Origin of the sequence: Janthinobacterium kumbetense (assembly GCF_023703445.1) — a bacterium.
GTDB lineage: Bacteria > Pseudomonadota > Gammaproteobacteria > Burkholderiales > Burkholderiaceae_D > Janthinobacterium > Janthinobacterium kumbetense.
Genome location: NZ_JAMQGR010000002.1, coordinates 396,656 through 421,844 on the forward strand (window position 1 = coordinate 396,656; position 25,189 = coordinate 421,844).

General features: G+C 64.9%; 25 protein-coding genes. 10 read left to right on the top strand and 15 right to left on the bottom strand.

What is annotated here, in order from left to right; genetic code table 11:
* Positions 1-3: 3 nt before the first annotated feature.
* On the top strand, positions 4-867 hold the full coding sequence (gene dapF / locus NCG91_RS09150) for a diaminopimelate epimerase (RefSeq protein WP_251349442.1): 864 nt from the start codon (positions 4-6) through the stop codon (positions 865-867).
* Between the two features lie 11 nt (positions 868-878).
* Here the strand turns inward: dapF and NCG91_RS09155 are convergent, their stop codons facing one another.
* On the bottom strand, positions 879-2,381 hold the full coding sequence (locus tag NCG91_RS09155; protein WP_251349443.1) for a tetratricopeptide repeat protein: 1,503 nt from the start codon (positions 2,379-2,381) through the stop codon (positions 879-881).
* A 415-nt stretch (positions 2,382-2,796) separates the two neighbouring features.
* Here NCG91_RS09155 and NCG91_RS09160 point away from each other — a divergent pair, with 415 nt between their 5' ends.
* From NCG91_RS09160 to NCG91_RS09195, 8 genes are all read left to right on the top strand, one after another.
* Positions 2,797-3,876 carry a porin gene (locus tag NCG91_RS09160; protein WP_251349444.1) on the top strand — a complete coding sequence of 360 codons (1,080 nt, stop codon included), beginning with the start codon at positions 2,797-2,799 and terminating at the stop codon, positions 3,874-3,876.
* Positions 3,877-4,055: 179 nt separating this feature from the next.
* Complete coding sequence (locus NCG91_RS09165; protein ID WP_099665791.1) at positions 4,056-4,733, top strand: DUF484 family protein; 678 nt, start codon at positions 4,056-4,058, stop codon at positions 4,731-4,733.
* Positions 4,734-4,740: 7 nt separating this feature from the next.
* Positions 4,741-5,685: a tyrosine recombinase XerC gene (locus NCG91_RS09170; RefSeq protein ID WP_251349445.1), complete on the top strand. Its 945-nt coding sequence runs from the start codon at positions 4,741-4,743 to the stop codon at positions 5,683-5,685.
* Between the two features lie 135 nt (positions 5,686-5,820).
* Positions 5,821-6,909, top strand: coding sequence for a CobW family GTP-binding protein (locus tag NCG91_RS09175; protein ID WP_251349446.1), 1,089 nt, complete (start codon positions 5,821-5,823; stop codon positions 6,907-6,909).
* A 481-nt stretch (positions 6,910-7,390) separates the two neighbouring features.
* Positions 7,391-7,843, top strand: a complete 453-nt coding sequence (gene dksA, locus NCG91_RS09180; RefSeq protein WP_034753066.1) for an RNA polymerase-binding protein DksA — start codon at positions 7,391-7,393, stop codon at positions 7,841-7,843.
* A gap of 209 nt (positions 7,844-8,052) precedes the next feature.
* The gene (hslV, locus tag NCG91_RS09185; protein WP_010394217.1) at positions 8,053-8,589 is read left to right on the top strand and encodes an ATP-dependent protease subunit HslV; all 537 of its coding nucleotides are present in this window, start codon (positions 8,053-8,055) and stop codon (positions 8,587-8,589) included.
* 136 nt (positions 8,590-8,725) lie between these two features.
* On the top strand, positions 8,726-10,078 hold the full coding sequence (gene hslU, locus NCG91_RS09190; protein WP_285817091.1) for an ATP-dependent protease ATPase subunit HslU: 1,353 nt from the start codon (positions 8,726-8,728) through the stop codon (positions 10,076-10,078).
* Between the two features lie 15 nt (positions 10,079-10,093).
* Positions 10,094-10,288 (top strand): hypothetical protein, encoded by a 195-nt coding sequence (locus NCG91_RS09195; RefSeq protein WP_099665795.1) that lies wholly within the window; start codon positions 10,094-10,096, stop codon positions 10,286-10,288.
* Positions 10,289-10,356: 68 nt separating this feature from the next.
* On the opposite strand, the gene NCG91_RS09200 is transcribed toward NCG91_RS09195, so the two are convergent.
* Complete coding sequence (locus tag NCG91_RS09200; protein WP_099665796.1) at positions 10,357-10,971, bottom strand: outer membrane protein; 615 nt, start codon at positions 10,969-10,971, stop codon at positions 10,357-10,359.
* Between the two features lie 166 nt (positions 10,972-11,137).
* On the opposite strand from NCG91_RS09200, the gene NCG91_RS09205 reads away from it, so the two are divergent.
* Positions 11,138-11,914, top strand: a complete 777-nt coding sequence (locus NCG91_RS09205; RefSeq protein WP_180278646.1) for a helix-turn-helix domain-containing protein — start codon at positions 11,138-11,140, stop codon at positions 11,912-11,914.
* Here the strand turns inward: NCG91_RS09205 and NCG91_RS09210 are convergent.
* The 13 genes from NCG91_RS09210 to gspG are packed head-to-tail and all read right to left on the bottom strand — an operon-like array spanning position 11,887 to position 25,162.
* Positions 11,887-14,139 carry a patatin-like phospholipase family protein gene (locus tag NCG91_RS09210; protein ID WP_099665797.1) on the bottom strand — a complete coding sequence of 751 codons (2,253 nt, stop codon included), beginning with the start codon at positions 14,137-14,139 and terminating at the stop codon, positions 11,887-11,889. The two genes, NCG91_RS09205 and NCG91_RS09210, sit on opposite strands and share 28 nt — an antisense overlap.
* Positions 14,140-14,197: 58 nt before the next feature.
* Positions 14,198-14,755: a type II secretion system protein N gene (locus NCG91_RS09215; RefSeq protein ID WP_099665798.1), complete on the bottom strand. Its 558-nt coding sequence runs from the start codon at positions 14,753-14,755 to the stop codon at positions 14,198-14,200.
* Between the two features lie 15 nt (positions 14,756-14,770).
* Positions 14,771-15,991 (bottom strand): type II secretion system inner membrane protein GspF, encoded by a 1,221-nt coding sequence (gene gspF / locus NCG91_RS09220; protein WP_099665799.1) that lies wholly within the window; start codon positions 15,989-15,991, stop codon positions 14,771-14,773.
* A gap of 10 nt (positions 15,992-16,001) precedes the next feature.
* The gene (gene gspE, locus NCG91_RS09225; RefSeq protein WP_077398708.1) at positions 16,002-17,423 is read right to left on the bottom strand and encodes a type II secretion system ATPase GspE; all 1,422 of its coding nucleotides are present in this window, start codon (positions 17,421-17,423) and stop codon (positions 16,002-16,004) included.
* A gap of 10 nt (positions 17,424-17,433) precedes the next feature.
* Positions 17,434-19,683 carry a type II secretion system secretin GspD gene (gene gspD, locus NCG91_RS09230; RefSeq protein WP_099665800.1) on the bottom strand — a complete coding sequence of 750 codons (2,250 nt, stop codon included), beginning with the start codon at positions 19,681-19,683 and terminating at the stop codon, positions 17,434-17,436.
* Complete coding sequence (locus NCG91_RS09235; protein WP_251349448.1) at positions 19,680-20,456, bottom strand: type II secretion system protein N; 777 nt, start codon at positions 20,454-20,456, stop codon at positions 19,680-19,682. Before NCG91_RS09235 ends, gspD begins: the two co-directional genes overlap by 4 nt.
* A complete protein-coding gene (locus NCG91_RS09240; RefSeq protein ID WP_251349449.1) occupies positions 20,453-20,986 on the bottom strand; it encodes a type II secretion system protein M in 534 nt (177 codons plus the stop codon). The genes NCG91_RS09235 and NCG91_RS09240 overlap by 4 nt, the downstream gene beginning before the upstream one ends.
* A complete protein-coding gene (gene gspL, locus NCG91_RS09245) occupies positions 20,983-22,212 on the bottom strand; it encodes a type II secretion system protein GspL (protein ID WP_251349450.1) in 1,230 nt (409 codons plus the stop codon). The genes NCG91_RS09240 and gspL overlap by 4 nt, the downstream gene beginning before the upstream one ends.
* Before the next feature lie 19 nt (positions 22,213-22,231).
* Positions 22,232-23,203 (bottom strand): type II secretion system minor pseudopilin GspK, encoded by a 972-nt coding sequence (gene gspK, locus NCG91_RS09250; protein WP_251349451.1) that lies wholly within the window; start codon positions 23,201-23,203, stop codon positions 22,232-22,234.
* Positions 23,200-23,823 carry a PulJ/GspJ family protein gene (locus NCG91_RS09255; RefSeq protein WP_099665805.1) on the bottom strand — a complete coding sequence of 208 codons (624 nt, stop codon included), beginning with the start codon at positions 23,821-23,823 and terminating at the stop codon, positions 23,200-23,202. The genes gspK and NCG91_RS09255 overlap by 4 nt, the downstream gene beginning before the upstream one ends.
* Complete coding sequence (gspI, locus tag NCG91_RS09260; protein WP_034783570.1) at positions 23,823-24,206, bottom strand: type II secretion system minor pseudopilin GspI; 384 nt, start codon at positions 24,204-24,206, stop codon at positions 23,823-23,825. The genes NCG91_RS09255 and gspI overlap by 1 nt, the downstream gene beginning before the upstream one ends.
* Positions 24,203-24,697, bottom strand: coding sequence for a GspH/FimT family pseudopilin (locus NCG91_RS09265; protein ID WP_051959291.1), 495 nt, complete (start codon positions 24,695-24,697; stop codon positions 24,203-24,205). Before NCG91_RS09265 ends, gspI begins: the two co-directional genes overlap by 4 nt.
* Positions 24,698-24,709: 12 nt before the next feature.
* A complete protein-coding gene (gene gspG, locus NCG91_RS09270; protein WP_035823835.1) occupies positions 24,710-25,162 on the bottom strand; it encodes a type II secretion system major pseudopilin GspG in 453 nt (150 codons plus the stop codon).
* Positions 25,163-25,189: the final 27 nt, after the last annotated feature.

Sequence of the window (25,189 nt, forward strand, 5' to 3'; positions counted from 1 at the left end):
ACCATGAAACTCCAATTTACCAAAATGCATGGCGCCGGCAATGACTTCATCGTCATCGACGCCATCCATCAAGAGATCGACCTCACGCCGGCCCAGTGGCAGCGCCTGGCCGACCGCCGTTTCGGCATCGGCGCCGATCAGATCCTCGTGGTGGAAAAGCCGCGCCTGCCCGGCTGCGACTTCCGCTACCGCATCTATAACAACGATGGCGGCGAAGTCGAGCAATGCGGCAACGGCGCGCGCGCCTTCGTCAAGTTCGTCAGTGAAAAAGGCTTGTCCGACAAGACCAGCATCCGCGTGGAAACCATGGCCGGCATCATCGCGCCGCGCCTGGAGATCGACGGCAGCATCACGGTCGACATGGGCGCGCCCGTGCTGGAGCCAAAGCTGGTGCCGTTCGATGCCAGCGGCCTGGACGGCATAGCGCAAGGCAACGACACCGTGTGGCCGCTGGACCTGGCGCTGCCGGGCCAAACGTCGCCCGTGCTGGTGTCCGTCGTCTCGATGGGCAATCCGCACGCCGTGCAAGTGGTCGACGATGTCGATGCGCAAGACCTGGACGCGACGGGCCCGCGCATCGAGCACCACCCGCGCTTTCCCCGCAGGGTCAACGCCGGCTACATGCAGATCGTCGACCGCCAGCACGTGAAACTGCGCGTGTTTGAACGGGGCGCGGGTGAAACCCTGGCATGCGGCACGGGCGCCTGCGCCGCCGCCGTGGCCGGCATCTTGCGCGGCTTGCTCGATTCCCCCGTGCGCATCAGCGCGCGCGGCGGCGAACTGTCGATCGCCTGGCAAGGCCCCGGCCATCCCGTCCTGATGACGGGCCCGGCCGTGACCGTGTTCGAAGGCACGATCGAGCTGTAAGCGGGTGAAAGTCAGGCCGCTAGGAACTGCTGTTCCTGCGCGACATCAAGTTCCGCCAGGTAGCACTTCAGGCGGTACAGGCGCTGCCGGTAATTGCCTTCCGGCCCCGCCACGCCGCAATCGACGCGCTCGAACAGGCGCACCGCCTGGTCCAGCAGCTGGCGCTCCTGCGCCGTGCGGATCAATGCCAGACGCCGCTTGCCGCGTCCATGCGTGGCGCTGATATCGATCAACAAACAATGCCCCTGGTCGGCCGCGTGTATATCGAGCAGCAATGCCTCGGCACGCGACAGATGAAAGCAGCGCGCCAGGGCCAGCCGCATCGCCAGCAGGGGGTGGCTCTGGCCCAATTGCCGTAAATGCCCATCGGCGTGCATGGCGGCGCACTGGCCCCAGTCGCCGGGTTCGCCTTGCGGCGCGATCTTCGCCAGCGCCGCCTCCGCCTCACGGCTGCCTTGCGCCTGCGCCTGCAGCAGCCAGTACGCGGCCCGCACATCGTTGTTGACGCCATCGCGGCGATTACGCCAGGCATGCATGCCGCACTCGAGCTGGGCCGGGCCATGCCCCAGGTCGGCGGCACGCTCCAGGCAGGAATGGGCTTCGACCACATTGCGCTGGGAAAATTCCGGTTTCGTATAGATGCGCGACAGCACGAACCAGGCTTCGGCCAGTCCCTGCTCGCCAGCCTGCGTCAGCCAGCGCACGGCCCGCTTGAAATTGGCCGCGCCGTTGCGCGTGGCCAGCCGCTGGCCATGCGCATCCATGCGCGCATAGCCGAGCCCCAGCTCCAGCTGCGCCGTGCGGTCGCCGCCATGCGCGGCCAGCTCGCAACACTGCCAGCCCTCGGCATCGCCGCCAGGCGCCAGGGCCTGGGCGCAACGCGACAGCAGCAACACCTGCTGCACGTCGAGGGCGATCGTGCGCGCCCCGGCCGCCGCCTGGCGCTGCAGCAACTCGCGCGCCAGCGGCAAGCCTTGCGACAGGAAGCCCGCATGGTTGCCCTGGCTCCAGGCCTGCTCCAGCCACGAGTACAGCGGCGCGTCGCCATCAAGGACTTGCTCGCCAGCAAGGCTGGTGTCCGGCCCGGCAGCGGCAAGCGATCCCTCTTGCATGGACAACAACCATTGTGCATCGGGCAAGCCGGCCCGCACGGCGGCGTCCAGCGCCACGCGCGCCTTGGCGCGCAAAGCTTCACAGTGGCTGGCGGCATTGCCCAGCACCAGTTGCGCCAGCACCAGGCCCGCCTGCACCAGGCCCGCATCGAACGCCTGCGCGTAATACGGAATCAGCGCCTTGGCGGCCGGCTGCGCCACTTCGAACGGCACATGCGTGCCAATCAGCAAGCACGCTTCCTCGCTATCTTCCTGGGCCGCCCGCGCCAGCCAGTGCAAAGCCGTCGGCAGGCTTTGCGGCACACCCTGCCCAAACAGATACACCCGTCCCAACGCCAGCTGGCAAGCGACATCGCCCGCGCGTGCGCCCTTGATCAATCCTAATGTTTCGCGATTTGCCATCGATTCTCGATATTGAGTCAATGATTCTAATAATAGTGAGCCATCTCCAGGCCCATCCATGCAGGCCGTCCCTTAGTGTAACGTCCTTGTGTCATAAATCCGACTAAGCCCGCTTAAGAACTTGATTCAACGCAACAATGTCCTGGCCCTGACACGCCAAGATGGCGAGGCGCCGCTGGCGCAACGATGGAAGAACGCTGGCCCTCGGCGCGGGATCGGCAGAAACCGTGCGTTACGAAAATACAACAGGGGCATGCAGTTATGCCGCTTTTCACCAATCTTTTCACGCACATTTGACCAATCCCGCACGTCTTGCGCGCCGACGAATTAAGGTTCATTCATCGAAACGCGACAGTTAGCGCATTTCAATCTGCTCGGATCTCGGACGGAACTCACTTTTAATAGGGAATAAGACATGAAAAAATCACTCGTTGCCCTCGCACTCTTCGGCGCCTTTGCCGCCACCGCACAAGCGCAGTCGTCCGTCCAAATCTACGGCACGATCGATGCAGGCCTGGGCAAAGCGACTGGTTCGACCACCGCCGTCACCAAGCGCGACAACAACAAACTGGGCTTCAAGGGCACGGAAGATCTGGGCAATGGCTTGAAAGCCATTTTCCAACTGGAAATTCGCTATGAATCCGACACGGGCACCGTAGAAAACACCTCGGGCATCAATTCGCGTCCCCTGTTCCAGGGTCAAAGCCGCGTCGGCCTGCAAGGCGACTTCGGTACCGTACGCCTGGGCCGTGGCCTGACCGCCTTCCAGGAAACGAGTACTGGTTTCGAACCATGGTCGGGCATGCCTACGCCAGCCGGTTTCCAGACCGACCTGACCGTGGCCGGCTACACCAGCGATCCGCTGAGCGCGCCAGGCAATTCGCGTAACCGCTTCTCGAACGCCGTGTTCTACAACTCGCCAGTCATCAGCGGCTTCCAGTTCAACGCCACCGTGGCCGCCAAGGAAGCGAACAACAACGCCGCCGTTGCAGCCACCGTGCGCAACCTGACGACGAATGCCACCGGCAACTTCGCCCTGCCAGCCAATGTGGCGCCAGAATCGAATCCGTACTCGGTGTCGGCAACGTACAACAATGCCCAGTTCGCCGCCATGGCTGCCTACGAGCGTAACGGCCTGCAAGCCAAGCTGTGGTCGGTCGGCGCATCGTTCAATCCGATCGCGGAATTGAAACTGATGGCAACGTACCAACATCAGGATGACGGCAATTTCAAAATCGTCAACACCGACACCAAATCGTGGGTGCTGGGCGCCAACTATGACGTCGGCCCAGGCAAGATCCGCGCTGGCTACGGTCAAAAAACGCCGGATGGCGTCGCCAAGACCAAGCAAGCATCGCTGGGCTACGACTACAATCTGTCGAAGCGTACCTACCTGTACGCAGATATTTCGAACAAGAAATCGGCCAGCCTCACCAACTACAACAACACCACCTCGGTCAGCTACATCGGTCTGGGCGTACACCACAACTTCTAATGCCCGGCCTGTCACCCTTCGCGGGTGATTGCTGAGCTAAGAATGCAAGGCGGCATGGGCAACCATGCCGCTTTTTTCATGCGCGCGCGGAAAATGCATCGACGCCGTCCCCTTTGCGCCTATGCCGCCGCACTCTCGGTTAGAATGAAGTGTTCAACTTTCACTGACAGATATTCTCAATGACCGCCACACTCGATTCCAGCACCGTCGCCCAGTACCTGAGCGAGCACCCGAATTTCTTCGAAGAGCATACCGCCCTGCTCGGTGAGGTCAAGCTGAGCAGCCCGCTGACGGGACGCACCATCTCGCTGCAGGAGCGGCAGATGGAAGTGATGCGCGACAAGTACAAGGCGCTGGAACTGCGCATGTCCAAGCTGAGCCGCCTGGCCGAGGAAAATGGCGACATCGCCAGCAAATTCCACGGCTGGAACCAGGCCATGCTGCAAGTGCGCAACGACGCGGACATGCCGCGCGTGCTGGTCGACGCCTTGCAAAGCAATTTCGACGTGCCCTGCGTCAGCCTGCGCCTGTGGCAAGTGCTGCCGGAACACGCCAATGGCTGGTTCACGGAAGATGTCACGGCCGACGTGCGCATGTTCGCCAACAGCCTGCAAGCGCCGTACTGCGGCAGCAACCGCGATTTCGAAGCCGTGCACTGGTTGCAGGCCGATAAGATCGAATCGACCGTCATGATCGCCCTGCGCGCCCCGAACACCACGGGCACCTTCGGCTTGCTGGTGCTCGGTTCGCCCGACAGCGAACGCTTTACCTCGAGCATGGGCACGGACTTCCTCGTGCATATCGGCGCCACGGCCAGCGCCGCCCTGGCCGCGCTGCGCGCCGGCACGCCTGCCTGAGCAAGCCATGGAGGCGCGCGGCAAGGCTGACTGGCTCGACGCCTATCTGGCGCAGCTGGCCACGCAGCGCAAGCTGTCGCCGCATACGCTGGACGCCTACGGGCGCGACTTGCGCACCTTGCTGGAACTGAGCGGCAATACGCCCTGGACGGCGCTGGCGCACAATGAAGTGCGCCGCTACACGGCCAAGCTGCACGCCGGCGGCCTCGACCCGCGTTCGATCGCCCGCAAGCTGTCGTCGTGGCGGGGCTTTTTCAACTGGCTCAGCGGCGAGACCCCGCTCGACGCCAATCCCGTCGACGGCATCCGCGCCCCCAAGCGGGCCAAGACCTTGCCGAAAGCCCTGTCGGTGGACGATGCCGTGCGCCTCGTGGCGCCCGCGCAACACCAGCAAGGCGCCGCCGAACCGGAACAGCTGTGCAACCGCGCCATGTTCGAACTGCTGTACTCGAGCGGCTTGCGCGTGTCCGAACTGACCAGCCTGGACACCCATTATTGCAAGGCCGACGGCGGCCAGCCCGCCTCGCTGGGCTGGCTCGACATGGCCAGCTTCGAAGTCATCGTCACGGGCAAGGGCAACAAGATGCGCAAGGTGCCCGTCGGCAAGGCGGCCCTCGTGGCCCTGACCGCCTGGCTGGGCGTGCGCCCGCCGGCAAGCGACGGCAGCGCTGCCTTGTTTTTAAGCACGCGCGGCACGCGCATCTCACCCCGCGTGCTGCAGCTGCGCCTGAAGGCGCACGCGCTGGCGACGGACATTCCCGCCAACGTGCACCCCCACGTGCTGCGCCACTCGTTCGCTTCGCACGTGCTGCAATCGTCGGGCGACTTGCGCGCCGTACAGGAAATGCTGGGCCATTCCAGCATCACCTCGACCCAGGTCTACACGGCCCTCGACTTCCAGCACCTGGCGCACGTGTACGACCAGGCGCACCCGCGCGCCAAGCTCAAGTAGGCAGCGGCGCCGGTGGGGCAGCCTGATCCATATCAAGCGGATGGGCGCGCATTTGCAAGCTTTTGCAAAATTCCGGCATAATCGTCCGCATTCTTCCGCTTGCGCGGCGGCACCACCGATTACAAGGCATCTCTCATGGCACTGATTCCAACCACCATCCTCACCGGTTTCCTGGGCGCAGGCAAAACCACCTTGCTCAACCGCATACTGCAGGAAGAGCACGGCATGCGCATCGCCGTGATCGAAAACGAGTTTGGCCAGGAAAACATCGATAACGAGATCCTGGTGCAGGATAGCAACGAACACATCATCGAGATGAACAACGGCTGCATCTGCTGCACCGTGCGGGGCGACCTGATCGTGGGCCTCACGGAACTGGCGCGCAAGCGCGACGCCGGCTTGCTGGCGTTCGACCGCGTCGTCATCGAAACGACGGGCCTGGCCAATCCCGGCCCCGTGGCGCAAACCTTCTTTGTCGACGAAGAAGTGGGCAGCCACTACATGCTCGACGCTATTATCACGGTAGTCGATGCCCGCCATGCCATGAAGCAACTGGACGAGTACGAGGAAGCCCAGCGGCAAGTGGGCTTTGCCGACAAGCTGCTGCTGTCGAAAACCGACCTGGTCAGCGAAGACGACGTGGCCGTCCTGACGCGCCGCCTGAAACGCATCAACCCGCGCGCGCCCATCGCCAAGGTCGATTTCGGCCGCGCGCCGCTGGCCGAGGTGCTCGACATCCGCGGCTTCAACCTGAATGAAAAGCTGGAACTGGACCCGGATTTCCTGGCAACGGAAACGGCGCACGTCCACGACCACGATCACGCGCATGAGCACGCAGATGAGCACGGCCACGGGCACAAGCACGAACACAGCGACGCCTGCGCCACCGATTGCGGCCATGCCGACCATCACCATGCGCAGCACAGCGACGATATCGCCGCCTTTGTTTTCAAGAGCACGCAACCGTTCGACAGCGCCAAGCTCGACGAGTTCCTCGGCGGCCTGGTGCAAGTGTATGGCCCGCGCATGCTGCGCTACAAGGGCGTGCTGCTGATGCAGGGCGCCGAGCGCAAGGTGGTCTTCCAGGGCGTGCACCAGCTGATGGGCAGCGACCTGGGCGCCAAATGGGGCGAAAATGAAGTGCGCGGCAGCAAAATGGTGTTTATTGGCAAAAATCTACCAAAAGACATTTTTATTCGCGGACTCGAACAATGTTTGGTATAAACTAGCCGGGTTTTGCAAAGTATCCGTTGCAAAGCAGAAACAAAAGGGAAAGTTAAGCACGCTTTCCCGCTGTCTGACACCCGTCTTGCTGGCATAAACCAACAAGTAGCCGTTTCTGATCGGCTAGTCAACAAATCGGGATGGCAATATAAAGCAAAGCGTGCCAAAATCAGCGACGAAAACGGCCCATGTCGTTCGCCTGTCATGAAATGCTGGCAAACTGCCGCTGGCCGCATGCCAGGCATGCAACCGATCCACCCAACACGCCTGTTGACGCGCGCATAGCGCGACTGGCATAGAGCGGTAAAAAGTTATCAACATGGCACCTTAGCCGGCCGGTAGTCCTGGCTTTCGCCGGCAAGCCAAGGTCGCACGCAGTACAGCGGGACAGCAATGCCAAGCGGAACCTGTACAGTTGCTCGGTATCGCCGCATCAACTGATCAATTTGAAAACTCTGTCGTATCGAAGGTAAGCGAAGTTATGACCAAAACTAATAAATCGACCCCGGCCGCCAACCAAGACATCCCTCTCATCAGCGAAGACCAAATTCGCGCCATGAGCGAAGATGACTACATGAATCCGGCACAACTGGCATTCTTCAAGGCGCGCCTGCAGCAGCTCGAAAAAGACTTGCTGAAAAACGCCGGCGAAACCACGGAACACTTGCGTGAAACCGTGCTCGTACCGGACCCTGCCGACCGCGCCACCATCGAGGAAGAGCATGCGCTGGAACTGCGCACGCGCGACCGCGAACGCAAATTGCTGAAGAAAGTGCAGCAATCGATCGCCAGCATCGACGCCGGCGACTATGGCTGGTGCGAAGAAACGGGCGAGCCTATCGGCATCCCGCGCCTGATCGCCCGTCCGACCGCCACCCTGTCGCTGGAAGCCCAGCAACGGCGCGAACTGAAGCAAAAGCTGTACGGCGACTGATCGCCCTCCCCTTGCGCGGCCGCCCCGGCGGCCCGCGATGGCGAATAAAAAGCACACGACCTCCGGTTGCGTGCTTTTTTTTCGTCCCGCGCCGACTACACTGAAGCAAACACTGCCGCTTGCAATTGCCTTTTCCATCCCCACTTTTGAGCCATGGGCGCGCAATCGCATGGCCTTGCACGCATCGGCACGAATCTTTTGAGGTCACTATGGAACAATTTCACGGCACCACCATCCTCTGCGTCCGGCGCGGCAAGCAAGTCGCCCTGGGCGGCGACGGCCAGGTAACGCTGGGCAACATCGTCATGAAGGGCACGGCCCGCAAAGTGCGTAAGTTGTATCAGGGCAAGGTCCTGGTCGGCTTTGCCGGCGGCACCGCCGACGCGTTCACCCTGCTCGACCGCTTCGAAGGCAAGCTGGAAAAACACCAGGGCAACCTGCTGCGCGCCTCCGTCGAACTGGCCAAGGACTGGCGCACCGACCGCGTGCTGCGCCGCCTGGAAGCGATGCTGCTGGTGGCCGACAGCGAGTCGACCCTGGTCATCACGGGCAATGGCGACGTGCTGGAACCGGAAGACGGCATCGGCGCCATCGGCTCGGGCGGCACCTACGCCCAGTCCGCCGCCAAGGCGCTGCAGGAAAACACGGACCTCTCGCCGGCCGAGGTGGTCAAGAAATCGCTGACCATCGCCGCGGAACTGTGCATTTACACGAATATGTCCCACATCATCGAGACCCTGGACTAAGAGTCCCCGAGAAAACGCCCATGGCTGCGTTGCATGACCTGGGCGTACAAAAAGGTACTGCCTGCGGCCAAGCGCCTTGCCCTGAACGTTTTTCGGGCACTCTACGCAAAAGAAAGATAGAAAGCCAACTATGATCATGAACATGACCCCGTCGGAAATCGTCACCGAACTCGACAAGCACGTGGTGGGCCAGGCCAAGGCCAAGCGCGCCGTCGCCATCGCCCTGCGCAACCGCTGGCGCCGCCAGCAGGTGGCCGAGCCCCTGCGCCATGAAATCACGCCCAAGAACATCCTCATGATCGGCCCCACGGGCGTCGGCAAGACGGAAATCGCGCGCCGCCTGGCCAAGCTGGCCGAGGCGCCGTTCATCAAGATCGAAGCGACCAAGTTCACCGAAGTCGGTTATGTAGGCCGCGACGTCGACACCATCATCCGCGACCTGATCGACATCGGCATCAAGCAGACCCGCGCGCTGGAAATGAAGAAAGTGCGCGCGCGCGCCGAAGATGCGGCCGAAGACCGCGTGATCGACATCCTCGTGCCGCCGGCGCGCGACTTCGGCTTCACGCCGAATACGGCGGCGGCCGTGGACACGGGCAGCGGCGACAGCACGCGCCAGACCTTCCGCAAGCGCTTGCGCCAGGGCGAGCTCGATGACAAGGAAATCGAGATCGAGCTGGCCGAGGCGGGCCCGCAAATGGAAATCATGGCGCCGCCGGGCATGGAAGAAATGACGGAGCAGATCAAGTCCATGTTCTCGGGCGTGGGCGGACAGCGCAAGAAGGCGCGCAAGGTCAAGATCCGCGAAGCATTGAAACTGCTAGTCGAGGAAGAAGCGGCGAAGCTGCTCAACGAAGATGAACTGAAACAGAAGGCCATCCAGAACGTCGAGCAGAACGGCATCGTCTTCCTCGATGAAATCGACAAGATCGCCTCGCGCTCGGAGTCCGGCGGCGCCGACGTCTCGCGCGCGGGCGTGCAGCGCGACCTGCTGCCGCTGGTCGAGGGCACCACCGTCAACACCAAGTACGGCATGATCCGCACGGACCACATCCTGTTCATCGCCTCGGGCGCGTTCCACCTGTCGAAACCGTCGGATCTGATCCCGGAACTGCAGGGGCGCTTCCCCATCCGCGTGGAACTGGAATCGCTGTCGATCTCGGACTTCGAACGCATTCTCACCAGCACGGACGCCTGCCTGACGATGCAGTACGAAGCCTTGCTGGCGACGGAAAACCTGAAACTGCAATTTGCGCCGGAAGGCATCACGCGCCTGGCGGAAATCGCCTACTCGGTAAACGAGCGCACGGAAAACATCGGTGCGCGCCGCCTGCACACGGTGATGGAAAAACTGCTGGAAGAAGTGTCGTTTACGGCCAGCGAAGGCAGCAGCAGCACGGAAAACCTGCTGGTGATCGATGCCGCGTATGTCAACGAACGCCTGGAAGCGCTGTCGGTCAACGAAGACCTGTCGCGCTACGTGCTGTAATCAGGGAGGGGACCGATGGCAAACAAGGCATTGGCGACGCGGCAGAAAATGCAGTTCCGCGTCGAACCCTCGCAAAAACCGCGCAACCCCGTCGCCACTGCAGCCCTGCAGCGCGCCGCCGGGGCGCACGTCAAGACCGTGTCAGGCCAGCGCCAGCAGGAAAAACGGCTGCTGGCGAAATTGCTGTTGAAAGTCGAAATAGACAAATAGGCCGCCCGCGGACACCCTTTTCATAGGGCGTCCGCCATCAGGCCACTCTCTGCCGCAGCAGCGTCCCCTTAGAAACGGTAGGACGCGCCCAGCGAAAACATGTCGACCTTGGTCGTCTGCTTGCTGCTGTACTTGACCGGCACGCGGTCCCAGTCGAGGTGCAGCGCCCAGTTCTTGTTCAGCGCATACGCCGCGCCGATGCCGTAGGTCAGGCCGATCTTGTCCTTCTTGTCCGAACCGCCGCCCAGATAATCGACCTTGCCCTGCGTGTAAGCCGCGCCCAGGCGGCCGCTCAGGGTGAACGCGTCAAACTGGTAGCCGAGCACGCCCTGCATGCCGAGGCCAGTGAACTTGCCGCGGCCCGCGCGCCGGCCGGCGCCCGTGTCGAAGCCGGACTTCACTTCGCCGCCCATATACCCCACCAGCTCAATCGAAGGCAGGGCCACGCCGCCCTGAAACGGCAGCGCGTCGAAACTGTAACCCACGTAGGCCTTGCCGTTGCGCTTGCTGCTTTTGTCGCAATCGTTTTGTCCCGGCACGCAGTCGAGGCCGGTACTGGCGCGAAAGCCATAGCTGGCGCCCATGTAGATGGGGCCCGGCGCAGGATCGGCTGCCGAAGCATGCAAGGGAGCGATGGCGGCCAGCGCCAGCAGCGCTGCGGGGAAACGTAATTTGAAGGACATGAATAACCTCTACAAGTGGATGAGTGCCTGGTTGTAGCGCGCCGTGCGAGCCACAAGCGGGAGTGTCATCTCTTTTGCCGTAAAGTACTATCACCTTGTGCAAAGTGCCATTAAGGGCTACATTCGGTACCGTTACCCGCTACCAAACTTATCAAAAAGGATATCCGTGAGTTCACCCGAACTGGTTTTGCGCGTGCTGCGCACGCAACTGCGCGCCGCCGGCATCACCTATAAAGTGCTGGCCGAACGCATCGGCATGAGCGAATCGAGCGTCAAGCGCATGTTTGGCCAGCACGACATGTCGCTGTCGCGCCTGGCCCTGATCTGCAAGGCCTCGGGCATCGCCATGGAAGACGTGCTGCGCGGCGCGGCCGACATCACGCCGCATGCCGACACGCTCACCCTGGTGCAGGAAAAGTCGCTGGTGGCGCATCCGCGCCTGCTGCTGGTGGCGATCTGCTGCCTCGGTCACTGGAGCCTGGAACAGGTGGTGGAAACGTATGCGCTGACGCAGGCCGAATGCATCGGCTGCCTGGCCGAGCTGGACCGGCTGGGCTTGATCGAGCTCAAGCCGTTGAACCGCTACAGCCTGCGCGTCTCGAACGCCTTCCACTGGCTGGCCGACGGCCCGGTGCAGCAGTACTTCCGCGAACACGTGGTGGCCGATTATTTCAGCGGGCATTTTGACGGCGCCGGCGAAACCCTGATGTGCATCCCGGCGCGCCTGTCGCTGTCGAGCGCGCAGGAGCTGGTGCAAAAGATCCGCCAGCTGGCCGAGGAACTGGCGCGCCTGCACCAGAACGACCGCCGCCTGGCCCCTGCCGAGCGCGATGGCTTTACCCTGCTGCTGGGCTTTCGCTCATGGGAATTTGCCGCCTTCACGGCCCTGCGCCGCAGTACGGCGTCCGCCGCGCCCTACCAGACCGGTCCCAGGAACAGGTAGAGCGTACTCTCGCCGCCCTTCGATGCGCCCGACGCCACGTACACGGGACCGAAGCGCGTATCGACGGAAATGAAGGCGCTGCTGGCCTGCGTGAATTTGGTGGATTTCCAGTGCTCGCTCTGATCGAAGCCGCCGCCCATTTCCAGCGAAAATCCGGCCCGCACGGCGCCGCCCAGGGTACTGGGCAGGGAACCGATGCGGCGCGCCATCACGAAGCGCGCCAAAGCCACGCTGCGCCCCGTCACCGATTCGAACTGCGTGCCGGACAGGCGCAGGAAGCCGCCCAGGCTGAGTGGCGCCTCGCCCCGCTGCGCGCGCGCCCATTCGCCATACACATGGCCGGCCCAATTGCCGCGGCCAAAGGCCTTCAAGCCCGTGATGGCGGAACGCCCCAGGCCCGTCTCGCCCGAACCCGTGGTCGAGGCGCGCGTCCAGGTAGCGTCAAACAGCACGCCGCGCGTGGGGAAACCGGGCGAATCGAGCGTATCGACGCGGAACTGGACGAACTGGTTGGTGCCCAGCGCCCGCTCCTGCGGGTAGGCCGGGTCGGCGGGGATGCTGACGCCGGCCTTGACTTCGCTGCGCGAGACGCCGAACTGCAGGTCGCCCCAGAAGCCGAACTGGCGTCCCAGCACCAGGCTGGCGCCCTGGCCGCTGTAGGCGACGCGCGCGCTGCGCCGTCCCTTGTCGAACAGGTCGACCGCCTGCGAGCTGTACTGGATCGACGGCGCGATATACCACGGGTTGCCAGCGCCCAGCGGCTGCCAGTACTGCACCCCAAAATTGCGCGTGGTGCCGATCTGCGCCATGCTGCGCAATTCGCCGCCCCAGCTGTTCAGATTCGAGCGCACATGCAGCAGCTTCAGGGCAAAGGTATTGCTGTCCCTGAAATCGCTGCCCACTTCCAGGCCCACGCGCAGGCGGCTGCTGGCCCACGGCGCTTCGACGGCCTTGATGGTGACGGCGCGCTGGTCGCCGGAATCGACCACTTCCGTCTCCACGCGCGCCACGTCGCCGCGGCCATACAGCTTGGCCGCCGCCTTGAGCACATCTTCCTGGCTGACGGACTGCCCTTCCACCAGGCCCGATTGCGCCTGCAGGATGCGCGGATTGATATCGCCCTCGCTCTCCACGGCCAGGCGCGTGAGCGGCAGGGCCACGTCCAGCAGGGCCGGCGCGGCCAGGCGCAGCTGCTCGCGCGCCGCATACTGTTCCGGCGGCAGGGCCAGCGGCGCCAGGCGGGCGGCCAGGGCCTGCGCCGCCTGCTCGCCGGCGCGCATGGCGCGCGCATAGTTTTCAAAGTCGAGGAAACTGACGCCCGTCAAATCCGGCGCCACCAGGATATCCTGCGGCTGCAGCTCCTTGAGCGAGCGCTGCACATTCTGTTCCGTGAGGATTTGCAGCATCTGCTGCGCCACGCCGATGGCGCTGCCCAGCTCTTTTTCCGGCGCCAGCGGCGTGCCCACATTAACGGCGATGATGATGTCGGCGCCCATGGCGCGCGCCATGTCGACGGGCAGGTTGCGCACCAGGCCTCCATCGACCACCAGCCGGTTATTCACGCGCACGGGGGCAAACACGCCCGGCACGGCCAGCGAGGCGCGCATCGACAGGAACAGGGGCGTATCGACCAGTTCCACCAGCTCGCCATTGACCAGGTCCGACGCCACCGAGCGGAAAGGCAGCGGCAGCTGGCTGGCGGGGCGGTCGCGCATGCCGGCCGGCAGCAGCCGGTTCAAGGCCATTTCCAGCGCCGCATTGCTGGCCGCCGACGGCGGCGTGGAAATGCCGTTGCGGCTGGTGCCAAACTCGATGCGCGACGGCAGCAACAAATCTTCCTCGCGGCGGCGGAACGCCAGTTCGTCGCGCGGCGGCCGGTCGGCCACCACGCGCGCCCAGTTGGTCTCGCGCGCCATCTTTTCCAGGTCCGCCACGGAAGCGCCGGCCGCATACGCGCCGCCCACCACGCCGCCCATGCTGGTGCCGACCACCATGTCGATCGGCACATGCAGCTCCTGCAGCACTTTCAAGACGCCGATATGCGCCAGGCCGCGCGCGCCGCCGCCCGACAGCACCAGGGCGATGCGCGGACGCGCCGCGACGGGTGCGGGAACGGCCGGCGTGGCAGCGGAGGTAGTGGGGGCGGCGGGAACGGCGGCGACAGCCGGCGGCAAGGCGCACAGCGCCGCCACGCAGCCCGCCAGGACGGCACGAATCGAGAACATGAAGACTCCTGTGGCGATGGCGGCATGGCGCCATCGGCAAAATACGATAAAAACAGCGTTAATTCGGCGGCGGCACGCTGCTCACTTGCGGCGCCGGCATCATGGTCGCCGGCCGCTGCTGCTCCATCGGCAGCGGCGGCGGCACCAGGTTCGTGGCCGGCGCAGGGGCCGCGGCCGGCGCTGGGGTAGCGGACACCTGCCCCGGCAAGGCCAGCGCCTTGTCGTCGGCCACCAGGTCGATGCGCTTGCTCACGCCGCCGTCGCGCAGCAGCACGTGGCGCGCATGCACTTCCAGCACCGTCACGCCGGGCACCACTTCGGCGCCTTCCGGCAAGGCCACGGAGGGCTTGCCATCGGTCGAGATGATGGCCACGCTGCCGCGGCCATTGCCCGCGGCCACCACGCCCTTGAGCTGGTAGTTGCTGGCCGTGGCCACGCTGACCTGGCCGCCGAACAGCGAGGCGCCCGCCTCCACGCTGGCATCCTGCACCACCGGATTGGGGGGCGGATTGATGGGACGCTGCGGCGCCTTGAACAGCTGCATGGCCCAATAGGCCAGCGACACGGACAGCGCCACGACGGCGAGCAAACTTGTAACTTGAGGCAAACGCTTCATGGCTTCCTTGGATACTTATCTTACAAGCTGATTGATTTCGATAATCGGCATCAGCACGGCCAGCACGATCAGCAGCACCACCACGCCCATCGCCAGGATCAGGGCCGGTTCCAGCAGGCCGGCGATGGTGAGCGTGCGGCGTTCCAGGTCCTGCTCCTGCGCGCTGGCGGCGCGTTCCAGCATGGCCGGCAGCTCGCCCGTGATTTCGCCCGCGCGTATCATGTGGATCAGCATGGGCGGAAAATGCTTTTGCGCCGACAGCGCGCGCGCCAGGCTGACGCCCTCGCGCACGGCGCCGCTGGCGTCAGCCACCAGTTCCTGCATCGCCACGTTGGTGAGCGTGTCGCGGCTCGTGTCGAGCGCGCGCAGGATCGGCACGCCGGACCCCGTGGTGATGGCCAGGGTGCTGGCGAAACGCGCCGTGTTCAGGCTGCGCTCGAATTTCCCATACAGGGGCGCCGTCAGCAGCCAGGTATGCCAGCGCCGTTTCAGGGCCGGCTGCTGCAGCGCGCGGCGCCAGGCGAACCAGGCGCCGGCCAGGATCACGGCCACGACGAGGCCATAGTTGCGCACGAAGTCCGACAGCGCCAGCATGATCACCGTCAGCATGGGCAGCTTCTGCTTGGTATTGGCGAATACGGAGACGATCTGCGGCACCACATAGGTGAGCAGGAAAATCACGATGGAAAACGCCACCACCGTGACGATGGCCGGATACGTGAATGCCAGCTTGACCTTCTGCACCAGCGCATTGCGCCGCTCGATATAGTCGGCCAGGCGCGAGAGCACGCGCGACAAATGGCCGATCTGCTCGCCCGACGCCACCAGCGCCCGGTAAATTTCCGCGAAATCGCGCGGATGGCGCGCCAGCACGTCGGAAAACGCGGCGCCGCCGATCACTTCCGAACGGATCGAGGCGATCAGGTCGCGCAGGTAAGGCCGCTCGGCCTGTTCCAGCAGCGCGGAAAACGCCTGCTCCAGCGGCAGGCCCGCTTCCAGCAAACTGGCCAGCTGGCGCGTAAACAGCGCCAGCTCGGTGCTCGACAGGCGCTCGCCGAAGCCGCGCCGTTTGGTCACGCCGGCGGCGTCGACCTGCGCGGCGATCGGTTCGACGGCCAGCGGCACCAGGCCTTGCACGCGCAACTCGGCGCGCGCGGAACGGGGACTGTCGGCATTGAGCACGCCCTTGCGGGTGGCGCCTTGCGCGTCGACGGCTTCATAGCGGAATGCGGGCATGGTGGCGGGCCTAGTCTTTGGTCACGCGCAGCAACTCGGCCTGCGTGGTGGTGCCGTCGCGCAGCCAGCGTTCGCCGTCGTCGCGCATGCTCGTCATGCCGTCCTGCAGGGCCACGGCGCGCACTTCCGCTTCCGAGGCCCGGTTGTGGATCTGCGCGCGGATCTGCTCCGTCGTGCGCAGCAGCTCGTACACGCCGACACGGCCCTGGTAGCCCGTCTGGCCGCAATGCTCGCAGCCGACCGCCTGCCAGTACTGGCCGTCGAAGGTCTTGCAGGAACCGCACAGCTTGCGCACCAGGCGCTGCGCCAGCACCCCCAGCAGCGACGACGACAGCAGGAACGGTTCGATGCCCATGTCGAGCAGGCGCGTGACGGCCGCCGAAGCGTCGTTCGTGTGCAGCGTCGCCAGCACCAGGTGGCCCGTCAAGGATGCCTGCACGGCGATCTGCGCCGTTTCCAGGTCGCGGATCTCGCCGATCATGATCACATCTGGATCTTGCCGCAAAATCGCCCGCAGCGCCTTGGCAAATGTCATGTCGATGCGCGGATTGACCTGCGTCTGGCCGACGCCGGCCAGGTCGTACTCGATCGGGTCTTCCACCGTCAGGATGTTCGTGGTGGTGGCGTTGAGCATCGACAGCGCCGCGTACAGGGTCGTCGTCTTGCCCGAGCCGGTGGGGCCCGTGACGAGCACGATGCCGTGCGGCTGCGTGATCAGGCCGTCGAACTGTCCCAGCATGGGTGCGCTCATGCCCAGGTGCTGCAGGTCGAGGCGCCCCGCTTCCTTGTCCAGCAAACGCAGCACGGCCCGTTCGCCATGCCCGGTGGGCAGGGTCGAGACGCGCACGTCGACGGGCTTGCCGCCCACGCGCAGGGTGATGCGGCCGTCCTGCGGCAAGCGCTTTTCGGCGATGTCGAGCTGCGCCATGATCTTGATGCGCGAAATCAGCGAACCGTGGATGGCTTTCCTGGGACGCACGACGTCGCGCAGGCTGCCGTCGATGCGGAAGCGCACGACGGACGTCTGCTCGAACGGCTCGATGTGGATATCGGACGCGCCTTCGCGCAGCGCCTGCGTGAGCAAGGCGTTGATCATGCGGATGACGGGCGCGTCGTCGGACGATTCGAGCAAATCCTCGATGGCCGGCACGTCCTGCAGCAGTTTTGTCAAATCCAGGTCGGCGTCGAATTCATCGGCCATCTGCGACGCGTCGCCGCCGCCGCCCGCGTAGGCGCCGGCGATGGCAGCATCGAGGTCGCCGCGCGGCAGCACCGTCAGCTGGATCTGGCCGAAACGGCGCGACACTTCGGCAATCGCCGCCGGCGCCGTCGACGCGGCCACCAGCACCTCGACGGGGGCGCCGTCGACGGCGCCGGGCCGGGCCAGCAAGCCGAAATCGCGCGCGTAGGCGTAGGGAAGCAGATTACTCATGACTGTCCCATCACTTCTGCGGCTGCGGCTGTTGCTGCGGTTGTTGCTGATACTGCTGCAGCAGCGACTGCGGCGGCGTGGCCGCGTTGGCCGGCGCGCCTGGCGGCGGCGTCGGCGCCGGCGGCACGGGGCGCGTCACCATGCTGCCGCCCACCGGCTGGCCATCCTGCAGGGCCGGCAGCACGGGCGTGCCCAGGTCTTTCAGCATCAGATTGCCCGACGCCGGCACGGCGGCCGTCTCGGCCGAACGCATGTAGTCGTAGCGGTCGGCCGCCAGGCTGCCGCTCTGCTCCTTGTTGCGCACGATGACGGGGCGCAGGAAGATCATCAGATTGGTTTTCTTGCGCTCGCGCGTCTGGTACTTGAACAGGTTGCCGATCAGGGGAATGTCGCCCAGGCCGCGCACTTTTTCCGCGTTGTCGCCCGTGCTGTCCTCGATCAAGCCGCCCAGGACGATGATCTGGCCATCGTCGGCCAGCACATTGTTTTCGATCACGCGGTTGTTGATGGTGATGCCGCTGACGGCCGTCGAGGTGGACTTGTCCACGCTCGACGTCTCGTGATAGATGCCCAGCTTGATCGTGCCGCCTTCGGAAATCTGCGGACGCACCTTCAGGGTCAGGCCCACTTCCTTGCGGTCGATGGTCTGGAACGGGTTCGTGTTGGTGCCGGCCGTGCTGGTGTACTGGCCCGTCAGGATAGGCACGTTCTGGCCCACCTTGATGGTGGCCAGCTCGTTGTCCAGGGTGATCAGGTTCGGCGTCGACAGGATGTTCGCGTTGCCGTCCGATTCCAGCGCATGCGCCACGGCGCCCAGGCCCAGCGCGCCGTTGATCTGCTTGAAGATGCCCAGCGTCAGGCCGCCCGTCGGCAGCACCTTGCCGCCGCCCAGCGCCAGCTTGGCGATATTGTTGTCGGTGCCGCCGGCGAACGACTGCAGCGCGCCCACGCGGTAGCTGCTGCTGCTGTCGCCGGAAAGCCCCAGCCACTGCACGCCGAACTCGGAGGCCTTGGCCGACGTCACTTCGACGATCAGCGCCTCGATGTAGACCTGGGCGCGGCGCACGTCGAGCTGGTCGATCACGGCGCGCAGGTTGCGGTAGACGGCCTCGTTGCACGTCAGGATCAGGGTATTGGTGGAAGCGTCGGCCTGGATGAAGCCTGCCGCGCCGCCCGAGGACAGCTGCTGCGGCCCGTTGCTCAGCGAAGCGCCGCCCGTGGTGCCGCTTTGCGTATTGCCGCCCAGGCCAGTGGTGTTCATGCCGCCGCCCTGGTTGTTCTGGTTATTCGTATTCAGGCTGTTGTTGCCTGGCTGCTGCGCCGAAGCGGCCGTGCCGTCCGACGTCACCACCGAACGCAGGGTCTGCGCCAGCTTCGTGGCGTCCGCATTTTTGAGGTACACCACGTGCACGTTGCCCAGCTGCGTGGTGGGCTGGTCCAGCTTGGAAATGAGCGACTTGGCCAGGTTGGCGCGCGCCGCCGATGGCGCGCGCAGCACCAGCGAATTGGTGCGCGGGTCGGCCAGCACGGATACCTTGCCCGCGTCGGCCCCTGCGGCGCCGCCCGCATTGCCGCCTTCCATCAGTTTATTCACCATCGAGGCCAGGTCGGAAGCGATGGCATAGCGCACGGGGATCACGTCCAGGTCCGTCGAGGCGGGCACGTCGAGCGCGGCGATGATCTTCGCCAGGCGCTTGAGGTTATCCGCGTAATCGGTGATCACCAGCGAGTTGTTGCCCGGGTTGGCGTTGATCGTGTTGTTCGGCGAAATCAGGGGGCGCAGCACGGCCAGCAGGTTGGCCGACGATTCGTAGTTCAGGTAAAACACCTGGGTGGCGATCTGGTCACCCTTCACCTGGCTGCTGCCATTGCCCACCTGGGTCGGCACGGATTGCAGCTTGGCGTCCGCTTCCGGCACCACTTTCGCGTAGCCGTCGCCGGAAACCACCGCATAGCCCTGCAGGCGCAGGGCCGAGGCCAGCAGAGCGAACGCTTGCGTCTTGCTGATCGATTTTTCCGACACCAGCGTGATCGTGCCCTTGACGCGCGGGTCGATGACGAAATTGATGTTGGTGTAATGGCCCACGGCCTTGATCACGGATTCGATGTCGGCGCCGACGAAATTGAGCGCCGCTTCGTCGCCGGGCGCGGCCCAGACGGGGGCCGGCATGCCGGCCACGGAACAGCACAGCAAGGCGGCGGCCGACAGGCGGCGCAGCGAAAAGGAGAAGGTATGGGGGCTCACGGATGGTTTTTTCATTGTCTGAACTCTAAGGCGATGATGTTTTTTTCGCTATTGCTACGGCGCTGTCCCAGCAAATTCAACAAACTCGCCAAGGTCTCTTCATATCCTGCTGCGGCCTGGGCCTGGCCGGAAAACTGCATGCGCCCCTGTTGCAGGCTGCCGCTGCCGTCGAGCAGCAGCGGTCCTTTGATGGAGCGCAAGGTCAACGTCGCCTGCTGCCCCTGCCAATCGAAATCGAGCTCGTAACTGCCCAGCGGACGCAAGGACGACAGGCGCGAAGCCATGTCCGTCATCTGCAGGGTCGTGCGGCCGACGGCGGAAAACTGCTGTTTTTCCAGCGCCAGCTGCAAGGTGCTCCACGACAGGCGCATGCTGCCCGTCGGCGCCACGGTATTCAAGGGCGCGCCCAGGCCGCCCAGGCCGTCGGCCGGCAGCAGCAGGGCCGCCGGGCTGACTTGCCATTGCGACCACGAGCCGCGCAAATTGACGGCCTGCGACAGCGCCTGCGCATTCTGCAATTCCACGTCCACCGATCCCCACAGCACGGACGGCGAAATGCGCCAGCTGAAGCGCCCCGGCAGCAGCGGCGTCACGGCGCCATTCGCGCTGGCCGCCCCGCCGATAAAGGCCGAGCCGCGCCACAGGGTACCTTGCGCGTCGCCCAAGGTCAAACGTCCGCCCGTCTGCTTTTCCACGAGACTGGCGACCCAGCCGGCCGGGAAAAACACCAGCAGGGTGACGCAGACGCTGACGATGATGGCCAGCAGCCAGCCTAGCAGGCGCATCATCGCGCCGCGCCCGGGCTCTGGTGCAGGGTCAGGCTGGCGTCGACCAGCCCCGCCTTGCCCTGCGCCGTGATCTTCGCTTCCTGCACCGCCACGCGGCCTTCGCGGCGCAAGCCGTCGAGCCACAGCATGACGCTGGCGAACGGCACGCCGTTCAGCTGCACGCGCGCATACTCTCCCGTCAGCGACAGCGATTGCGGCGCCAGGCCGCGCGCCTTCAGCGACGCGTCGAGGCTGTCACGGCTCATGCTTGCCACCTGTACGGGTGCCTGGCGCGCCAGCTCGCCCGCTTCGCGCGCCAGCGCCTGCAGCTGGGCCGCATTCTGGCGCAGCTCGGGCAAGCTCTTTTGCAAGGCGATGCGGCCCGTCCAGGCCGGCTCGAAGAAGACGGCGTAGACGAGGGCCAGCCCCGCCACCACGCCGCCGATGCTCAAGAGCTTGCGCTCCTGCGGCGTGCGCTCGGCCCAGAAAGCCTGCACGGCCTGCTGCTGCCCCGCCCACGCGGCGCGCGCCTTGTTGACTGCTGCACTCATGTTTTTGCTCCCGTGGCCGGCGTGATCTTCCACACGCCCGGCGCCGTTTCATTCAAGGCCAGCTTGCGCGCGGCCAGGCCGTCGCGCACCTGCGCCTGGGCGCTGGCGTCGACCATGTCCGGTTTCAGCTTGACGATCAGGGCACGCTCGCGGTATTCCAGCGAGGCCACCACGCCGCGCCCGGCCAGGCCGCCCAGCGCCTCGCCCAGCGCCGCGCTCATGCTGGTGAAGTCATCCATGCTCGCCTGCCCGCCCTGCAGGCGGGCGGCGGCGATATTGCGCCGCATCTGCTCCGCTTCCAGGCCATACACGGGCGTTTCGTTCGGATACGCGGCCTTGAAGGTTTGCTGCATCGAGGTGCGCACGGTGGCGGCCTCGCGCTTCAAGCGCATCCATTCGATATTCATGCCGGCCAGGTTGACGATCACGGCCAGCAGCGCCAGGCGCAGCGGCCAGCGCCAGCGGCGCCATTCGGTGGCCGAGCCCCTCGCCGTGCCCAGGGAAGCGGCCAGGTCCAGTCCCGCGCCTTTGGCGCCGGCGATCCAGTGCGCCCAGTGGTCCGGTTCCACCGTCACGCCGTCCATGCCGGCGGCCAATTGTTGATATTGCGCAAGCTCGGCCTGCGCCACGTAGACCGTCAGAGGCACGTCGCCGGCAAACGCGCGCGTCGTCAGCAAGGCCTGCTGCGGCTGGGCCGGCAACACCAGGCCCAGGCCCTCTTGCGGCGCCTGGCGCAAGGCCAGTTCCAGGCCATCGCCGCTGGCTTGCAGGGCAGCCGTCACGCTGCCCGGCTGCAGAGGCAGGCACAGCTGCGACGGCAGCAGCGCCACCTTGCGCGCGCCCTGCGCCAGCAAGGCTTTCACGAGTACCTCGGCCCAGGCGCGCTGCGCCACGGCCACCGTGCGCATGCCGGCGGCATCGGGCGCGCCGGCGGCCAGCAGGCAATCCTGGGTATCGCCGAGGATGTGTTCCTCCACCAGGCCCGGCAAGGCCGCGCGCAAGCGGGCGCCGGCCAGCGGCGGCGTTTTCAGGCGCAGCAGGGTCACGTCGGCCGCCGCCAGCAGCAGCACCACCTGCTTCGCGCCGGCGATCAGCTGGCCCAGGCTGCCCAGCGGCGCGCTGCCCTGCTGCAACAGGGCGCCGCCGTCGCCGGCCAGCACGAAGGAGCAGGCCGGCGCGCTGTCGGTGGAGGCCTTGGCCGGGTGACGGATATACAATATTGTCAAAGTGACTCGCTTTCAGCTGTTAATTTTCCCGCAACCAGACCAGGCTGGTGGTGCGCTGCGGATCCGTTTTTCGATTGATGAGCGCCACGGCATCGAGCGCGGCACGGTCCAGCCGCACGCGGATGACGGTAAGGAAATAGCGGCTCTTCACATCGAGTTCCACGCCTTCAATCAGTTCAGCATTAATATTATTCTGGAAATTTAACTTATCGACAAACTTTTTGCGCGGATTGCTCAAAGTCAGGGCGCTGGCCTCGGACAGCGACATCATCGTTACGGCCGCCAGCACCTCGGCCGGGGCCGTGTTCACGTTGACCCCCGTGATTTCGGGCAAGATGATGACGACATCGCGCAGCTGCTCGATCATCTGCGGCGTATAGCCGGGCACGGCCAGCAAATCCTCGACCTGCGTGAACGCCACCGGCTCGCTGCTGCCACCCGTGGCGGGCGTGGCAGCGGGCGTCTTGCCGTCGGTGCCGCTGGCGGTGCGCGGCTTCGGCCGCGCGCGCAGCACGGCGTCGGCCGTCGCCTGCGCCAGACCGCTGTCGAGCTTCATGTTGGACAATAAACGCTGGTAGGCCAGCACCTGCTTCGGGTTGATGGCGCCCGTGGCGTCGACCAGGTTGGTGATATTGAAGCGCGCCTGCGCATCGAGTGCGCGGCCCGAGACGGTGGCGTCGAATTTTTCCGTGTCGACCTTTTCGCGGTCCACGTAATCGTCGAGCCGCGCTTCCTCGATGGGCGTGGCCCATACGCCATCAAGCGCCGTCAGCATCGGATTGTCCTGGCGCAACCAGAAGCGGGCAAAGTCGACCATGCCGCGCATGGCCCACTGCGTCTGCAGGCGCAGGCGCTGGTTTTCCATCGAGCGCACCTGCACCTGCTGCTGCCAGAACAGGCTGGCGACGACCGTGATGGCCAGCGCCGTCAGCAACAAGGCCGTGATGACGGCCACGCCGCGCTGGCGCGAGGGGAACTTGAAGCGCGTCATCCCGGTCCCAATAAAAAGACTTTGGACAAGCCCGCATCCTGGCCCGGCATTTGCAAGGTCACTTCCAGGCCCGGCACCTGGGTGGAGATGGTGGCGCCCGCCGTCAGCACGTTCCAGGCGCCATTGCTCCAGCCGCGCATGACCATGCTGTCGACGCCCTGCATCAGGGCCACGTCGGCGCTGGAGGTATCGGTATCGTCGCGCGCCGCCTGCCACAGGGTGTCGAGCACGGCCAGGTCGCGCGTGCCGTTCGACTCGCGCCGCGTCAGCACGCCGCCGCGCAGCCGGTAAGTGACCACTTGCAACTGTTGCGGCTCCTGTTCCGAGGCAGCCAGGCGCACCAGGGTCAGGCGGTCATTTTCCGCCGACAGGTTGATGCGGCCGTTCAGCAGGCTGTTGTTCAGCCCGGCGCCGGCCAGGTGGTCGCAATCGCTCTGCATCTGGGCAAACGCCAGCTGCATGCCGCGCGCCTGCTCCAGCTGGCTGGTCAGCACTTCGCGCGAGCGCATGATGCTGTCCAGGCCGCGCCAGCCCAGCACGGCGACCATGGCCAGGATGCCGATGGCCACGAGCAGCTCGATCAGGGTGAAACCCGCGGCAGGGACAGGGCGGCGCAGCATCAGTCGTTAAAGGAAAGCAAGACCAGGCGCACGATGCGCCGGGCCGGGTACTGTGCGTCATACACGTTGACGCGCACTTGGCGGATGCGGGGATTCGGCGTGGCCACCACTTCCTCCTCGCAAATGAGTTTTAAATCGCCCTGCGGGCAGTCGACCGTGCGCTTGCCCGTCTGCGGAAAGGTTTTTGCCAGGCGCAGCCGCACCAAATGGTTTTCCGCCGACCAGGTGGCCATCATGGCGCTGCGCAAGCCGTCGCTGTTCTGCGTCAGGCTGCCGACGGCGCGCAAGGACGCGCCCAGGGCCGTGCCGACGATGACGAGGGCGACCAGCACTTCCAGCAAAGTGAAGCCGCGCTGGCGGCCATGACGTGGGAGCCGCATCATTGCTCGACCGTGAAGTGGCCGATGCCGTCGGCGCGGATGGCCACGCTGCGCTCGCCGCTGGCCAGGGTCAGGACAAAAGGCTTGTCGACCGGTTCGCGGCCGAAGATGATGCGCAGCGGCTGGGCCACGCTGTTCGAGGGCTGCACGCTGAGCAGCATGGGCGTGTTGGCAAACGCGCGCTCGCGCAGCAAATCGTCCTGCGTCACGGGTTGCCACAGCTTTTCATTGAGGACCAGGAAACGGTATTGATTTTCGTCAGCCTCGAACGCCACCTGCCGGCTGCGCACGATGGCTTCATCGCGCGCCAGCTGCAGCAGCAGGGCGATGCGTTCGGCTTCCTTTTGCAAGGCTTGCTGGCCATTCGGCATGGCGTTCAGCGACACCAGGCCCAGGGTCACGCCGATGATGACCATCACCACCAGCAATTCGATCAGCGTGAAGCCGCTGGCGCGTGGCCGGGGCGGTGCGCGACCGGTGGTCATGGCTGGCATGCAATGGAAAACTTACAGTTCCCAGGAACCGATATCGGCATCGTCGCCGCTACCGCCAGGCTGGCCGTCGGCGCCCAGCGAAATGATGTCGACTTCGCCTTTCACGCCCGGCGACAGGAACTGGTACGGATTGCCCCATGGGTCCTTCGGCATTTTTTCCAGGTAACCGCCCGCCTTCCAGCCATTCGCGGCCGGTCCCGTGGTCGGTTTCTCGATCAGCGCCTGCAAGCCCTGTTCCGTGGTCGGGTAGCGCTGGTTATCCAGGCGATACAGTTTCAAGGCTTGCATCACGGTAGCGATATCGACTTTCGCCGCCGCCACTTTCGACTCGCCCGTGCGGGCGATCAGCTTGGGCACCACCAGCGACGCGAGGATACCCATGATCACCACCACGACCATGATTTCGATCAAAGTGAAGCCGCGCGCGCGGCGCTGGCGTATCGGATGGTTTGCTGCGTTTTGCATAAGAAAGAGAGAAGAAGGTGAGTAATG

Bases quoted from the DNA above. Each gene is read 5' to 3' on its own strand.
- NCG91_RS09155 (WP_251349443.1), bottom strand. From the start codon at position 2,381: ATGGCAAATCGCGAAACATTAGGATTGATCAAGGGCGCACGCGCGGGC.
- dksA (WP_034753066.1), top strand. From the start codon at position 7,391: ATGACCAAAACTAATAAATCGACCCCGGCCGCCAACCAAGACATCCCT.
- gspI (WP_034783570.1), bottom strand. From the start codon at position 24,206: ATGATGCGGCTCCCACGTCATGGCCGCCAGCGCGGCTTCACTTTGCTG.
- gspD (WP_099665800.1), bottom strand. From the start codon at position 19,683: ATGAAAAAACCATCCGTGAGCCCCCATACCTTCTCCTTTTCGCTGCGC.
- NCG91_RS09195 (WP_099665795.1), top strand. From the start codon at position 10,094: ATGGCAAACAAGGCATTGGCGACGCGGCAGAAAATGCAGTTCCGCGTC.
- gspE (WP_077398708.1), bottom strand. From the start codon at position 17,423: ATGAGTAATCTGCTTCCCTACGCCTACGCGCGCGATTTCGGCTTGCTG.
- NCG91_RS09235 (WP_251349448.1), bottom strand. From the start codon at position 20,456: ATGATGCGCCTGCTAGGCTGGCTGCTGGCCATCATCGTCAGCGTCTGC.
- NCG91_RS09215 (WP_099665798.1), bottom strand. From the start codon at position 14,755: ATGAAGCGTTTGCCTCAAGTTACAAGTTTGCTCGCCGTCGTGGCGCTG.
- hslU (WP_285817091.1), top strand. From the start codon at position 8,726: ATGAACATGACCCCGTCGGAAATCGTCACCGAACTCGACAAGCACGTG.
- gspF (WP_099665799.1), bottom strand. From the start codon at position 15,991: ATGCCCGCATTCCGCTATGAAGCCGTCGACGCGCAAGGCGCCACCCGC.
- NCG91_RS09255 (WP_099665805.1), bottom strand. From the start codon at position 23,823: ATGCTGCGCCGCCCTGTCCCTGCCGCGGGTTTCACCCTGATCGAGCTG.
- NCG91_RS09210 (WP_099665797.1), bottom strand. From the start codon at position 14,139: ATGTTCTCGATTCGTGCCGTCCTGGCGGGCTGCGTGGCGGCGCTGTGC.
- NCG91_RS09165 (WP_099665791.1), top strand. From the start codon at position 4,056: ATGACCGCCACACTCGATTCCAGCACCGTCGCCCAGTACCTGAGCGAG.
- dapF (WP_251349442.1), top strand. From the start codon at position 4: ATGAAACTCCAATTTACCAAAATGCATGGCGCCGGCAATGACTTCATC.
- NCG91_RS09200 (WP_099665796.1), bottom strand. From the start codon at position 10,971: ATGTCCTTCAAATTACGTTTCCCCGCAGCGCTGCTGGCGCTGGCCGCC.
- NCG91_RS09240 (WP_251349449.1), bottom strand. From the start codon at position 20,986: ATGAGTGCAGCAGTCAACAAGGCGCGCGCCGCGTGGGCGGGGCAGCAG.
- NCG91_RS09175 (WP_251349446.1), top strand. From the start codon at position 5,821: ATGGCACTGATTCCAACCACCATCCTCACCGGTTTCCTGGGCGCAGGC.
- NCG91_RS09170 (WP_251349445.1), top strand. From the start codon at position 4,741: ATGGAGGCGCGCGGCAAGGCTGACTGGCTCGACGCCTATCTGGCGCAG.
- gspK (WP_251349451.1), bottom strand. From the start codon at position 23,203: ATGACGCGCTTCAAGTTCCCCTCGCGCCAGCGCGGCGTGGCCGTCATC.
- hslV (WP_010394217.1), top strand. From the start codon at position 8,053: ATGGAACAATTTCACGGCACCACCATCCTCTGCGTCCGGCGCGGCAAG.
- gspG (WP_035823835.1), bottom strand. From the start codon at position 25,162: ATGCAAAACGCAGCAAACCATCCGATACGCCAGCGCCGCGCGCGCGGC.
- NCG91_RS09160 (WP_251349444.1), top strand. From the start codon at position 2,797: ATGAAAAAATCACTCGTTGCCCTCGCACTCTTCGGCGCCTTTGCCGCC.
- NCG91_RS09265 (WP_051959291.1), bottom strand. From the start codon at position 24,697: ATGCCAGCCATGACCACCGGTCGCGCACCGCCCCGGCCACGCGCCAGC.